The following is a 14,623-nucleotide window of genomic DNA, read 5'->3' as shown; positions in this document are numbered from 1 at the left end:
TGTTTTTTGCGATATAAATGCTAAAGAGTGAGCCAATACCTTGTCTCACTCTAAAATATTGTCATTTAATTCACTTCTCGCCAATAAATAATGCGATCATGACCACGGTAAGTACCAAAATTAGCGGTCGCTCTTGGATCCTGTAACCCGCTGGTAGAATCAAAATTCCAATACCATTTTAGCCATTTATCGACGTGTTGCTGTAAACCCACTTCTCCGTCCGCATTCGGCGCCGGGAAATAGATAAAGCTATTACCATCATCAATCATACCAGACTGACCCGTCCCCCCTGTTTGGGTATAACCTTTAACCGCTTCAAGTCCTGTATCAGGTGTAAGGTACAGGCCTACCTCTGCAGACTCGGTTGCACTCGTCGTATTAAACTCCGAGCACATATCAGCTGAATTAACTTCCCAAACGCCACCGCTATTCACAAACTGGGTATTCACTGCGAGGCGAAGCTCTTCAGTAGATGGCCCATAGCCGTTTTGTAAAATAAACCGACCGTAACGCATGGCAAAAGCATCATCTTTAGCAATGTCATTGAAGGTGAAGTCTAAACAAGCTGAGTCTGCAGAGTCTCGATAACAAATACCATCACTATCGGTGACGCCAGCTTGCGGCAGTTGCAAGTCAAATTGCGCATTAAAAGGGATTGCTAGCGACGATGTACGCGCATAATGTAATTCGGTATCAATTAAATAAGCCCTGCGTACTAAATTAGTATCATCCTGAGGGTAATAATTTACTTGTTCAGAAGCTGGTGACGCATCGAGAATTTGCAAGGCTGCACCATCAACTGATGTCGCACCAGAGGTGTCACTATAAGTTCGATTTAACCATTGATTACCTTTATAACGCCACCAATCACCAATTTGATAGTTGCCAGTTTCAGCGCCCGCTTTATTCATTCCTTTTACGGCGATGGTAGGCTCTGAACCTGACTGAAAACCAAAAGGCTGGTCCATATAGGTAAAGCTATTACATTGGGCTTGAAGCTTTGGAGAATTAGCTTCTACCCTTAAGAAATAAGGCGTAAAACGGCCAAATAGATCACTCGTTGATTTTGCCTCTTCGATAGTCGTTCCTAAGTAGTTAACATCACCATCGAGCGCTAAGCTCATGGCCCCGACTTCAGAGTATGTTTGATTGGTCACTGTTAACGGTGCACTATTCGTTTTAGTAAAACTAATCTCGGCAAGCCCTAACGTGCCTAGTGTTCCATCTTTATCATCACCATTACTCAGCAATGGTGCTTGCAACACAGACTTAATTTTCATATCGGAAAATCTGAAATTCTTAAGTGCGGAACGGTCTTTATAGCTAGTGCCATCGTCCGCACCACACACCGCTTTTACGTTCATTGCAAAATCGTCACCCGCTTCCTCTAGAATATTACAGCTTGCACCTTTGCAACCATTAACGCCTGAGCCATTAAAGAAATGAAAACCATCGGGTTTAGAAACAAACTGATCACTGTGCTCAAGCACTAAAGTCTCGCTGGTACTGCCGTCTGGTGAATTGATAGTCTCAGTAAGTGTTGCCGCTAACTCGACTTTACCTGCCTCGGGATAATTTACATTCAGCAAGGCTTTACCGTTTGCATCAAAATGCACTTGCAACTCTTGGCTATCACCACCAGCAATATCTTTACTCGTTTCAGGTGAATGCAGGCTATTAATGGTGAGCTTCTCTGTAGCATTAACCTCTGCTGCATCTGGTGTAATATAGTTAAATGCCATCGAAATCGGCTTTGTTTGGTTGGCAAATAGCGGCGTGCATTGCTGGGTTAGCTCATCTTTTTTAACCGCATACATTTCAAAGTTAGCTGAATTTTTGCAAGCAGTTAAATCATCAATATCAAAATAGATACCACTATTTTCAAAACTAAGCTGACACTGACTGTTATCAACTAAATTACCGTCGATATAACAAAAGAACTCCCCGCTAGGTACGGTATTACCTAACCCAAGAGTGACAAGGCCGCCTTGAGGATGCCATATATTTACTTGAGCACTGCCAACAACATCAGCAGTCGTATAATCGGCGCCATTTTTTGTGATAACAACAGAAGCCGGATCGTTTAGCAGTGAAGTACAATCTGCATCCGCACATGCTTGCACTGTAATAGGCTTAGCCGCACAGCTTAATGCACCAGAATCAAAACTAATTCTGTAATGATTCACCGCAGGTGGCTCAGCGGCGATTTCGAAAGCAAAATAGCCAATGCTTTCGGCAATATGCTGTCTTTCACCATCATTTAGATCTTCGTCTAATGCAAAACTGACGTCATTATTAAACTCATCCTTAAGACAACGCCTGACCCAACCACCATCGCCACCATTGCGCTGGTTTTTATTAGCTATGGTAATAGGTTGAGCTAAGAAGCCTTTTTCAAAGTAACTGTTATTAAATGCGCATTGCTGGCTTAATGTTCTTACTGAATTACCACTGCCGTGATTTAAAGCATGGCCAAATTTAAAAATAATCTCCTCATCTGCAACACTGATTGTGCCGCGACCTAAACCGGCGGCATAACCTAAAAGCTCTGGCTGCCAGATCCCTCCGCTAACTTCAGAACCTTCAATAGCAATATTAAAATCACTACCATTCAAATCGACATCGTTAATTACCGTCGTAATAAAACGGTTATTAGCTCGCGTCAATGCTTGACCTATCATTGCTGGACGCGCACCAAAATTATGGTCAAAGTCGATGCTCTGATAACCTCGATTAGGCCCTGTAGTATTTTTACCTTGATAGAATGTAGTCGATACTGAGCCAGCCTGTAACGCGCTGCCCCTTTCAATAAAGCGATATCCAGGCTCCATGACAAAATAATCAATTTTCGTCATCTTTTTATTGAGCCCCCATGGTGGATTTGAGTTTATCTGCTGGATTTGCGCGTATTGGTCTGTTAAATAATTAACCCTAATAGTAGATGGACGATCACTATTATCATTAGTCCCTGTGATATCAATCGTCGGCATAGCCATAACAACAGGTGCTGCAGCGTAGGAGTTTTTAAAATAAACGGTAGCCACACCATTACCATCAAGCTCTACTTGGCCAAATTCAAATTGAGGTGCTGGACAGGTTAATAACTGCTCTTTAGGAACAATGGTTAATGAATTAGCAGACGGCGGCTGCCAGTAAAGCCTAAATGCCTCTTGACCGGTAGCTTCATGCAATCTTAGCTCTATGGTATGGGTGCCTTTTTCAAGAGATACCTTTCCTTGTTTAGTTAAACAATTACAGGTTCCATGTCGATTATAAAAACCGGTTATCACCTCGCCATCAATCAATAGTTCAATGGCGTCATCACCATCAATGGCAAAAGTATATTCACCGGTTTCAGGGGCATCGATATACCCCTCGAATAAACCTAAATACAAGTCTTGATCGGCATCCTCATCTGAGTGAGGGTTGATACCATCGCCTTTTTGATCAAAGTTAGTCTCTATTGACTCGCCTATTTGATAAGTCGTTTTACGAACTTGATCGATCAAATCATTAAACTGTCCATGATTAACAGGACTGTTATTTCCTGTGCTCCATGCTCTGGCATCATAAGTGCGGTAAGTTAACCCTTCTACATTACTTTGTTCGGCTGGACATTGGGCCGGAACTGCTGGATTAGGCGCATCTTCTCCACAATTAGGTATTACATCAATTTTATGTGCAGTTGCATCATAATTAACCCGAGCATCCATAGGAACACTAATATAATCAGAGGTCAGGGCTCCTACCACATCTGTTGCTCTGCCTAAAGATAATCGCCCTTCGGCAACGGCATGCCCTCTAAACGTGGTCGTAGCAGCAATATCAATATCGGAATAACCATAGATCAAAAATGAATCAGAAGTATATGTTTGCACCGTATTACTAAGAGTAAAATCATTCCCCACAAAGATAGCAACCGACCCAAAATAGTTATGTGGAACAACAACTATAGCCTTAGAGGCAATATTCAGATTCTCAATCCAATATTGTCCTGGAGCCAATCGCAACACTCCTCCTCTCACATCCAAGGACTTAATACGGTATATATTTTCTCCTGTACCAGACTGAAAAGTAATAGTCCCACCATCTTCTCTTGAGGTGATTGAACCATAATGACCAACAGGTACTATTATTTCGCCATTAGCTGAACTTGGAGGGCCTAAGTTGATATCACTATTTGACCGACATTGACTAAATGGCAATCTTGTAGAAGGTAAACTCGCCGTATATCTACCCGATTTACAATTTTTAGCTTTCATCCCTGAAGGCACACACGATTTAGTGTCTTCTCGGACATTAAAAGATGGTAGTTGTCCACGAATAGGCGCATTGTAAAGCTTACCGTTGCTTGTAAAATTAATTTCTCCATTTGCCGTATAGGAATTTAATCCTTCATTGAATGTATCTTGCCAATTCCAATCCGCAGCTGATGCTGGTTGCGCAGACACCGCAAGTACTAAATACAATAAAACGGCAAATATACATTGGCTTAATCTAGTCACGAGCTTCAACCTCTACTTGGCGGCTCACGCGAATACAGCTTGAGTCGCTGTTGATACCAGAGTCGCACTCACCAGTACTGCAGGTGGCGGTACTGGTAATCAAATACTGCGTCATATTCGTTTTAGGGGCTGGGAAACTCGTTGTCACACTAGAGCACTCCATCAACACTGTACAGCCATGAAAGCCTGCCAACCCAGTGTCTGCACCAATGTTCCAAGTAGCAAAAGTTGTGCAACTACCGGCACTGCCATCAATAGGGAATAAAACCGCTAGGCTGCGGTCTGCCCCACTATTGGCAGCAGCTAATGCTCTTGTACCCCATACCTCTACACTTACTTGCTGGTCCGCATCATTAAGTACATTTATTAAGGTCGCGGCTAACAAAAACATCACGGTGATAATAAACACACCAATAACCAGCGCACTACCACGTTGCTTAGCCATAGCAGAACTATTCGTCATGATACTCGCTCGGTATTTAGACTGCTGTTTAAGGAACATTAATCACCTGCACTTGATGATGGTATTGAAAACTCTGGCCTTGAACATCAAACAATGGGTTCAAATGCACCATAGCATTATTTTTTAAGGTGCCTGGAGTGTAGGTAATGGGGCTGTTACTGCCTATGGTATTCACTATATTTTCAGCCATTAATACGCCATTGCCCATATTATCTGGCGATGGTTGATTAACCGGGTTATTAAATCCGTAGCCACTATAACGGTTAAGTAAACTGAGCTCTGTGCTGACTTGTTCAAAGCAGTAGCTCACCGCCTCTTGCACAGCAAAGTAGCGCTGCCTTGGTGATTGTGCGGCAAAACGCACTTGGCGACCAAAGTCGACACTCACATCATTAGTGGAGTTGATCGTAACAGCATTAATACTAAATAGCTTACCCTCGGTGTTACTGTTTGCCGTTGAGGTATATACATCGGCAGGCGATAACGGGTAAACCAGTAAAAATTGCCCCGCTCTTAATGGTGCTTCAGCACTCGGCGCCATCACTGTACCTACTTGTGCTTTCGCGGCGGGAATAATGGGTAACTCAATATAGGATGCGCTGGCTTGGATAGGCATCATTTCAATACACTGCCAAGCAATACCATTAATACGTGTGCCATTACTCACCCGGATGCTGTTCGGCACTGCATTGCGAATATCACGGGTCATTCGCTCTATTGCAAAACGGCTTTGGCTCATCACTTGATCAACTGATGTGGCATCGATAAAAATCCGAGTGCCGAATATAAGAAAGCTGCTGACACCTAACACTAGCACGCCAAGCACAATGATAACGGTAACCAGCTCAACTAAGGTAAAACCCTTACTCTTGCTCTGCCCGATCTGATTTAACTGACATATCTGTCGTAACTGGGCTCTTGAAGTTGGAGGTATTAATGTCGGCATTAATAGTTACTCCTAATCGCATTATAAGTTATCACTTCCCCATTAGGCGTAGTCACATTAATGGTAACAAGCTTAGTGTTCAAACTCGCAGGATTATTGTAAGTAACCGAAACCGATAATAAGTAGTTTTTATAACGCTCAGCATAAGTCCCCGAAGTGTTAAGCATCGGGCTATTGATATTGAGCCCATTATAATCATCGACATCGTTATAATCGTTTCTCGTTTCTCTTACACCATTTATCGTATCGGGGCCCAAGCTAACACTACAATCCTCACCTTTAGGCAAACCAAGTAAGGTATTTTCAGCAGCACCACACGCAGGCACGCCACCATTAGCATTGGTATTTTGATCGTATCGTTTACCCCAGATCTCATTCAAAATCGAATGGGCAAGCTCTGCCGAACGAACTCGATGCAAGGTGTCAGCCGAACGTTCAGCTTGAGGAAATAACATGGTGCTTAATAGGACAAAGGCGATACTAATCACTACCATGCCCACGACTAACTCAACTAAGGTAAATGCTTTTTGAGTATGTATGCTCATGATTGCCAGCGGCTTACCCCTCATGGATATACCCCTCGGATTCTATCGCTAAAAATAACGTTTCGTCAGCAATCACACTAATACAGTTACCATTACAGCGGGCACCTGCGACGAATGGCACACCTTGTTGGTTAAATTCGATATTAAAATTGCTATTACCGTTACTGAGCAAGGCTAAACTTGCCCCGCCCTGAAACGATTGCGGTGCATCTGTGCGCGCCAGCGTGCCGGTACAACCGCTACTATAGCCACCGCGGAAGCGAGAAACTTGATAATCAGTTTGCGTGACTGACAAGCGATAACAACGATCTTGATTATTCATCGCCATAATCTGCACTTTGCGTAATTCGCTAATAAACTCATCGCGTAGGGCAAATGCACTGTAACTTGAAGATGTTAGCAAACGAGGAACAACCACTACAGCAAGAATGGCAATAAGAATAATGGTAGTGACAAGTTCAACTAAGGTAAAACCTGTTTGTTGCTGTGTTTTGTGCATTGTCAGTCCTGAACAGTACTGCGATAAACGGATTAGATTTAGAGGTTTATCAGCAAAATATATTGAGCGCTAACTCACAAGAGCTAGTGTCTAACAATTTAATAAGTATGGCAAATAAAGCCTATATTAATATGCCAGATACAAAAAAGGCCTGCGAAGCAGGCCTTTAAAATTGGTTGCTATTTAGCAGCCAAATGGATCCTCACCACTTCCTGGAGTGTAAAGAGTATAAGTTGGACCAGTTGTGTCCGTTGCTTCAGCATAAGTAAAGTGACATGTATCAACAGGAGCACCAATCGGGCTAATAACTAATGGACCGGAACCTGTAATAGTCCACTCTGTCAAGTCAATATCCATCGCCTCTTCCAGTGCAGCAGAAGTTGCAGGTAAATAACCGTAAACAGTTTTAATTGGGTTAGCTGTACCAATATCTACACCATCAGTATTGCCAGTATTACTAGACCAACCAGCATCATCAGCGATGCGCTCTTCACCTGCAATTGCAGCCTTTGAGAACACTAGGCTATTCGCGCCCTGCAAAGCACCTCTAAAACCATTTAGCGTCGCTTCACGAGCATCGCCTTGCAGATTGATAAACTTAGGCGCAGCAGTAACAGCCAAAATACCTAAAATAATAATAACAACCACTAATTCGATTAGCGTAAAACCATTTTGTTTTTTCATTTATGTTTTCTCTCAAATAAACGAGGTGATATTAACAGCCTTCACCAGAAATCTCATATTGCGGGATATCTGTTGCAGTTGCTTGGGTATATGTTAGCTGACACGTGTTAGAATCATTTGGTGCGCCAACTTGATGGATAATTGCAGTTGTACCAGACTCCTCAATGATCCAATCAGCAGCAGCTTGGGTTGCAGCGTCCGCAGTTGAAAGCGCAAAGTTCACGTCCATGGCCTTAGAAAAATCTGCTTCTTTAGCAATTAAATAGCCATAAATGGTTTTAACTTTTACTTCAGTACCTGAACCGTCAACACCAATGATAGTCACATCAGTACCTGCAGCAGCATCAGCTCTTTCCTCACCCGCTAGCGCCGCTTTTGCAAACACTAAACCGTTAGCACCTTGGATAGCACCTTTAACGCCTTGAAGCGCTGATTGGCGCGCATCTGTTTGCAAGTTGATAAACTTAGGCGCAGCAGTCACAGCTAAAATACCTAAGATAATAATCACAACCACTAATTCAATTAGGGTAAAACCATTTTGCTTTTGCATGTAAAAATCCTCACGTTATTTCGTAAATCATTGGCATTATTAAACACAAATGACTCAGTTATTAGCAAATAAATAAACTAAGCAATGCAAACTTAGTTAATAAAACTCTGTACTTGACCGCTAGCAGGGTTGTAAGTCACGCCTTTACTACCAGCTGTAGTTTGTTTAGGAGCAGGATTTGGCTTACCGTCACTATCATTAAGTTTTAGCGACTCAACTAAGTGATAAACACATAAATCCACTCCATTGACATCATTACCGTTAAGATCAATAACAGTATCACCAGCACCATCTTCAACGCTTACGGTATAACGCGCGCCCCTTGCATCAGCTGTTGCTTCAACATTGCGCGGTGCATTTTGCAGTACTGTATTAAATACTTCACTACAGCTATTAGCATCCATATCCGTTGCTTGCTTAGCGCTTGCTCCTGTAGGGAAGCCAAATCGGGTATCAAGATAAACGCGAGCACCATCGAGCACTACGCTGTCATTATTTCGCCCATCGACTTCCCATTGAGAGCGAACAAAGCTCACTGCAGTTGCTAGCCCACCAGCAACGCCATCAACACTAGCATCTTCAGCATCTTCAGTAATATTCAAAAAACGTGGGATTGCGGTTGCGGCCAATAAGCCCAATATTACAATCACTATGACTAACTCTATGAGCGAGAAGCCTTTTTGATACTGTTGTTTCATTTTACCCCCAGTGTTGTATACGGCTATTCTAACAGTTTGTTAAAATTAGAAAACAGATAATTTCGCTATTCATCCTTCCTCTGTCAAAAAAATGACCCGTCCAGATATGGTCTGATAGTTAATACTACCGCCTGCAGTGCCAATATATCGGCAGCTTGCAGTGCTAAAATCATACTTGGTGATTAGCGTTTGCTGGTAGTTTTCTCCCAACAAACTCTCCATCAATTGCCGACATCCAGCAACATTTGTCTCACTAGGAATAGGCCAACCGCCAGATGACATTTGTACATGGCTTACAGAATAGTCATTTGGCTCTATTTCTGTTTGCCAATTAAGCGTTAGCTCAGTGGGTTGACCTTGAATTAACCACTGTGACCGAATCCCGCCCAACACATTAAGTAAGCGATTATGGGTTAAATGAATATTTTGCTGGCCGACCTTACTGACGGCATTAAAATAGCTAAAACCCAGATAAAACAATAGTATCAAAAGTATCACTATTGCAAATACTCGGCCTAAAATGGCTAATAATTCACCTTCTGACTTTTGCTGACTATGCACAACAAGCGCTCTGCAGTTGCATTAACCACCGCCTTTTACAACATTCAACATATCCCACATCGGTAGATATATACCCAGAGCTAAAATCAGTACTATACAAGCAACGAACCCAATTAAAATCGGCTCAAGCTTGGCGGTTAAGTTTTTAAGATCGTAATCCACTTCGCCTTCGTAAAAATCTGCAGCATCATTCAAGAGCTGATCTATCTGCCCAGTTTCTTCACCAACTGCCACCATCTGCAACACTAAAGGTGTAAATAACTGGCTATTGTTTGAGACCCTAAGCATCGACTCACCAGACTCAATACCACGACGCATGCCAACAATGCTGTCGTGCATATAAGCGTTATCTACGGCATCAGCCACTAGACTTAAAGCCTGCGTCATTGGCACTCCCGCACTGAGCATCATTGAAAAGCTACGACAGTAACGTGACAAAGTTGAGCGCTCTATAATACTGCCTACTGCAGGAATATTTAACTTCCACTTGTCCCATTGCTTCTCACCTTTTTCGGTACTGTGCCAATAACGGATCCCAACAAAACCGGTGATAAGCCCAACAATCATTACAGGCCAGTAATTAACAAAAATACTCGATGTATTAATCAATAGTTTTGTCGCCCAAGGCAGGTCAGCGCCAAACCGAGAAAACATCTCTGCAAATTTAGGAATAACCATGATGTTAAGAATCACCATCGCAATAGCGATAGCTATCAACACAAATATTGGATAACGCATTGCAGCTTTTATTCGACGTCGCGTTTCTTGTTCTCGCTCGATATAGCCTGATAACTGAATAAAAGCATCTTCGAGTTTACCGGTATTTTCACCAACATGAACCATAGACACAAATAGTGCGTCAAACACATCTGGATGCTGGTTCATAGCGGAAGACAAAGGTCGCCCAGACGTTAACTGCTCAGAGATATCATCTAGCGCCTCTTTCATACGCACAGAATGTGTCGTCTCAGACAGCCCAGCGATCGCCCTAAGTATTGGGATCCCCGATCGGGTTAACGAATACATCTGCCGAGTAAAGATCTGCAACTCTTCTAACGCGACTTTACCTTTAAACAAACTCTGTAAACTAAACTCTTTCGTCTCTTTGGCGAGCGTCAGTTCTAACGGGATCACTCCTCTAGACATTAATTGATCGGCAGCTGCACTTTCTGAACCTGCGTCAATAATTCCCTTTACCTGTTCACCCTGAGAGCTACGGCCACGATACTGGTAAGACGGCATGATTAAGCCTCACTCATCTCTAAAGTGGTATCATCAATGTCTTCTACTAGCTTTGCAACCTCTTCAATAGTCGTCATTCCTTGCGCTAAATACTTTAATGCCGACTGAGCTAAGGGAGTAAAATTCGGACTTTGGTAAGCTGCCTTGGTAAAGTCTTGTGGGTTTCCAGTTCGCATGGCTTCAATCATAGGCTCATCAAGCTCTAAAATTTCAAATACGCCGATACGGCCGCGATAACCACTACCGTTGCAGCTTTGGCAACCAGTGCCAACTCGGAAAGTTGCTTGCGAATAATCAAGCTTACTTACACTTGATAACCATGCTTTATCTTGCGCATTTAGTTGATGATCCGTTGCGCAGTTTTGACAAACTCGTCTGACTAGACGCTGGGCAATAATCACCCGCAATGCACTTGCAACTAAGTAGCTTGCCGCGCCCATATCTAATAAGCGCAGCGCGCTGGTAACCGCATCATTAGTATGCAATGTAGATAAAACAAAGTGACCAGTGAGCGCGCCTCGAAGACCAATTTCCACGGTTTCTTGGTCACGCATCTCACCGACCATAATAATATCGGGATCCTGACGTAGGGTTGTTCTGAGTACGTTCGAAAAATCGAGACCAATTTTATGATTAACCTGAACCTGATTAATCCGTGGCAATTGATACTCAACCGGATCTTCTACCGTAATGATCTTGCGATCAGCAGTATTTAACTCACTTAGTACCCCATAAAGGGTTGTTGTCTTACCGCTACCTGTCGGGCCTGTAACCAATAACATGCCATGAGGTCGTTTGATCTGTCGGCGGATCCGCGCCAGCATTTCAGCTGGCATCCCTGTTTCATTCAGTGTGAGTAGGCCCGCTGATTGATCAAGCAGACGCATTACCACTGACTCACCATGATAAATAGGCATAGTAGACATACGCACATCTATCTTATGGCCCTTAATTTCCATATGGAAACGGCCATCTTGCGGCAAACGCTTTTCTGAGATATCTAAGCCAGCCATTAACTTTAAGCGTAATACTAGCGCTGCAGCAATACTGACTTCAGGTAGAATATTTTCATGTAGCTGACCATCAATACGCTGTCTAATTCGCAGTGCCTTTTCACCCGGCTCAATATGAATATCTGATGCACGCATTTGCACCGCATCTTCAAAGATTGACTGCAACAGCTTTACAACCGTGGTCTCGTTATCGCTATCACCACCGGTTAAGCTACCTAAATCAAATAACTCATTAGCAGCGTACTCTTCTTCTAGCCGACCAGCTATCTGTGCGATTTCGTCCGTACGACGATATAAGTTATCAAACGCATCAAACAACTGCTCTTCTGTTACGACCGCAATCGAGATCGTTTTCGGTGCCAAGAGTACTTCTAAGTTATCCATAGCCTGGAGATCGGCTGGATCGCTCATCGCCACTAATACGCTATCACCATTATCTTCTATCACTAATGCACGATAACGCCGTGCTTGTACTTCAGGCAGTAAGCCAACGACTTTGGCGTCAATCGCACGTTTACTGATATTGAGAAATGGAATATTCAGCTGCTGCGATAAAAACTGCAGTAATTGCTGCTCAGTAATACACAGTAGATCAATTAAAGTCCGGCCGAGCTTTTTGCCTGTAGTTCGCTGCTCAGTTAACGCTTGTTGCAGTTGGTCTTCTGTAATGATGTGCTCTTGAACTAGCAGATCACCTAATCGCATTTTTAACTTAGGTTTCACTAATATGCTCCTAACTGCAGTAGACGATTATCTACATATACTTTTGACTGCGTAGATAAATTTCCCTGAGATAAAGCTTGTTGATAAGCAAGCTTGGCATCAGTATATTTTTGCTGTGAATCTAGAGCGTAAGCTAGTCCCATCCACCAGCGTCCCTGATTTGGCTCGCGCTTAGCAAGTTGACGAAAGCTCTGCTCTGCTACCGGGTAATTGTTTTGTTTTTGTGCCAAATCGCTTTGCTGGTGCCACTTTTTTACCGCAAAATCACTGGCATCAGGAATGGCATTTAAGCTAAGCAAAGCTTGGGCATTTCGACCGCTCGCCTGTAGCACTCGTGATAATAATAATGAAAATTCATAATGCTTTGGAAATAACAAACGTCCCTGCTCTAAAACCTGTTCAGCCTTAGCTAACTTATTCTGTCCGTAATACAATGCAGCGACTTGCCTTCTGGCTTCATGCTGCGCCGGATAATGCGCTAACGCCGCTTCGTAATGCTTCAATGCTTCACTGTGTAAACCTGATTGCTGTGCATCGCTCGCCGCTTGCATCTGTTTCTGTGCCAGCTGTTTAGGGCTAAGCTTAACCTCGGTAACAGCCATATTACTGCTGCTATGTAACTCGTTATTTTGGCGCGTTGCATGAGAAATACTAAGCTTTGGCGCCTGCGTAGCAGGTACTTCTGCCGCAATATTATTTACACGAGTAATAGAGGCAGGTTTTAAGCCCTGATTTTGTTTCGTTGTATCTTTGTCTATCTGGGCTACATTGAAATCCGATTTAGCTTCTATTTCAACAGTCTCGGTATTAATCTCTTTCGATACTGTAGCCACAACAGCCTCTTTAGAAGCGGCCAGAGACTTAAGATTAGTCGGCTCCTGTTGATTGAGTTTCTGCGGCTCTTTATCCGCATCAACACGACTTGCTTTCATTGAAACCAATTCGTCGGTTGATTCCTCTTTTGTGTAATCAGTATTTATTTGCGCTGCAGGCTGCTGCGTTACTTGTAGCGCATCGTTAGCAGCAAGACTGTCATTCGGTGTATCTGCGGAAACAGCCGCCTCAAGGGTAACAGCTTTATATATTGGCGCATCGCTGGGTTGATTTACATTAAGCACCCAAAAAACCGATAATCCACCGACCACTAACGATATTAAGCTTGCTAATAACACAGGTTTTTTAGATGCCTTTTTGGGTAAAACAGCCATCTGTGCGGGAGACATGCTCTCGATACCATGTGGCTGCTGGCGCTTATCTAAATCTTTGAGCATTTTATTAATAATGCTCATACAACACCTCCCTTAAACCAATACAGGGCACCACAAGCAATAAGCACAACAGATATACCGACAAGCGACCACATAATGGTTCGGGATTGGTGCTGGATAGCATCGCTAGTATCAGCCACTGCCGCCCCGATATGGTGAGTTTCAACCTTCTGTGCTCCTTCACCGAAACTAACCAGTAAAGATTTATGAGATATAACATTTATCAATCGAGGGATCCCTCTTGCTGCTCGAGCAATACGCTTGGCATTCGCCTCACTGAATAAACGACCAGCTTCACTACCGGCTACTGTTAATCGATGTTGAATATAAGCCGCTGATTCATCGTTTGTCAGCGCGCGCAAACAATAACTAAAAGTAATTCTTTGTCTAAGCTGCCTAAACTTATTCAAAGCTAGGCGTTCATCTAATTCTGGTTGAGCAAATAGTACAACCTGCAACAACTTCCGACTTTCAGTTTCTAGGTTGGTAAATAAACGCAGTGCCTCTAAACTTTCGTCAGGTAAAGCCTGCGCCTCATCTAACACTAAAACAATAGAGTGCCCATGTGCACTTAGGGCTAAAAGTTGTTGCTGAATAAGGCTTGTTAACTGTTGCTGATCGATCTGATTTGAATATTTTAGCCCTAATTCCAATGCGACTCCCCAGCGTAACTCATCAGGACTGAGGTAAGGATTGGGTAAATAGGCGCAGTGGAAACGCTCTGGCAGATCGTTCATTAATTTGCGACAAATTAGAGTTTTACCCGTTCCAACTTCGCCGGTGACTTTAATAAACCCTTCACCTGTTTGTAACGCTGTCTGTAGCACTTGCAATGCTTCTACATGCGGTGCCAGGCCAAAGAAGAACCCCGTATTCGGCGTAAGAGAAAACGGGGTTTCGGTCAACCCAAAATGCTGCAGATACAA

13 protein-coding genes are annotated in these 14,623 nt (G+C 43.2%); all 13 read right to left on the bottom strand.

The genetic code is table 11. From position 1 onward, the window contains the following. Positions 1-65: 65 nt before the first annotated feature. A complete protein-coding gene (locus L2748_RS07590) occupies positions 66-4,505 on the bottom strand; it encodes a DUF6701 domain-containing protein (RefSeq protein ID WP_246616069.1) in 4,440 nt (1,479 codons plus the stop codon). Next, a complete protein-coding gene (locus L2748_RS07585) occupies positions 4,498-5,007 on the bottom strand; it encodes an MSHA biogenesis protein MshP (RefSeq protein ID WP_220778815.1) in 510 nt (169 codons plus the stop codon). Before L2748_RS07585 ends, L2748_RS07590 begins: the two co-directional genes overlap by 8 nt. After that, entirely contained in the window at positions 4,997-5,914 is a 918-nt protein-coding gene (locus tag L2748_RS07580) for a PilW family protein (RefSeq protein WP_220778816.1), read from the bottom strand. Before L2748_RS07580 ends, L2748_RS07585 begins: the two co-directional genes overlap by 11 nt. Continuing rightward, complete coding sequence (locus tag L2748_RS07575) at positions 5,914-6,483, bottom strand: type II secretion system protein (protein WP_220778817.1); 570 nt, start codon at positions 6,481-6,483, stop codon at positions 5,914-5,916. The genes L2748_RS07580 and L2748_RS07575 overlap by 1 nt, the downstream gene beginning before the upstream one ends. After that, positions 6,473-6,958, bottom strand: coding sequence for a type II secretion system protein (locus L2748_RS07570; protein WP_220778818.1), 486 nt, complete (start codon positions 6,956-6,958; stop codon positions 6,473-6,475). The genes L2748_RS07575 and L2748_RS07570 overlap by 11 nt, the downstream gene beginning before the upstream one ends. Before the next feature lie 183 nt (positions 6,959-7,141). Further along, positions 7,142-7,642, bottom strand: a complete 501-nt coding sequence (locus tag L2748_RS07565; protein ID WP_220778819.1) for a type II secretion system protein — start codon at positions 7,640-7,642, stop codon at positions 7,142-7,144. Positions 7,643-7,673: 31 nt separating this feature from the next. Beyond that, positions 7,674-8,192: a type II secretion system protein gene (locus L2748_RS07560; protein ID WP_220778821.1), complete on the bottom strand. Its 519-nt coding sequence runs from the start codon at positions 8,190-8,192 to the stop codon at positions 7,674-7,676. Between the two features lie 92 nt (positions 8,193-8,284). Beyond that, positions 8,285-8,890, bottom strand: coding sequence for a type II secretion system protein (locus L2748_RS07555; protein ID WP_220778828.1), 606 nt, complete (start codon positions 8,888-8,890; stop codon positions 8,285-8,287). A 69-nt stretch (positions 8,891-8,959) separates the two neighbouring features. Beyond that, the gene (locus tag L2748_RS07550) at positions 8,960-9,451 is read right to left on the bottom strand and encodes a hypothetical protein (RefSeq protein ID WP_220778831.1); all 492 of its coding nucleotides are present in this window, start codon (positions 9,449-9,451) and stop codon (positions 8,960-8,962) included. 21 nt (positions 9,452-9,472) lie between these two features. Then, a complete protein-coding gene (locus tag L2748_RS07545; RefSeq protein ID WP_220778837.1) occupies positions 9,473-10,693 on the bottom strand; it encodes a type II secretion system F family protein in 1,221 nt (406 codons plus the stop codon). 2 nt (positions 10,694-10,695) lie between these two features. Further along, positions 10,696-12,429, bottom strand: coding sequence for a GspE/PulE family protein (locus L2748_RS07540; RefSeq protein WP_220778839.1), 1,734 nt, complete (start codon positions 12,427-12,429; stop codon positions 10,696-10,698). Then, on the bottom strand, positions 12,429-13,718 hold the full coding sequence (locus tag L2748_RS07535) for a tetratricopeptide repeat protein (RefSeq protein WP_220778840.1): 1,290 nt from the start codon (positions 13,716-13,718) through the stop codon (positions 12,429-12,431). The genes L2748_RS07540 and L2748_RS07535 overlap by 1 nt, the downstream gene beginning before the upstream one ends. Further along, entirely contained in the window at positions 13,715-14,623 is a 909-nt protein-coding gene (locus tag L2748_RS07530; protein WP_220778842.1) for an ExeA family protein, read from the bottom strand. The genes L2748_RS07535 and L2748_RS07530 overlap by 4 nt, the downstream gene beginning before the upstream one ends.

The sequence above is a fragment of the Shewanella sairae genome (genome assembly GCF_023283535.1).
GTDB lineage: Bacteria > Pseudomonadota > Gammaproteobacteria > Enterobacterales > Shewanellaceae > Shewanella > Shewanella sairae.
The sequence above is the reverse complement of the archived record's forward strand: the minus strand, read 5'-3'. Positions and strand labels throughout refer to the sequence as shown.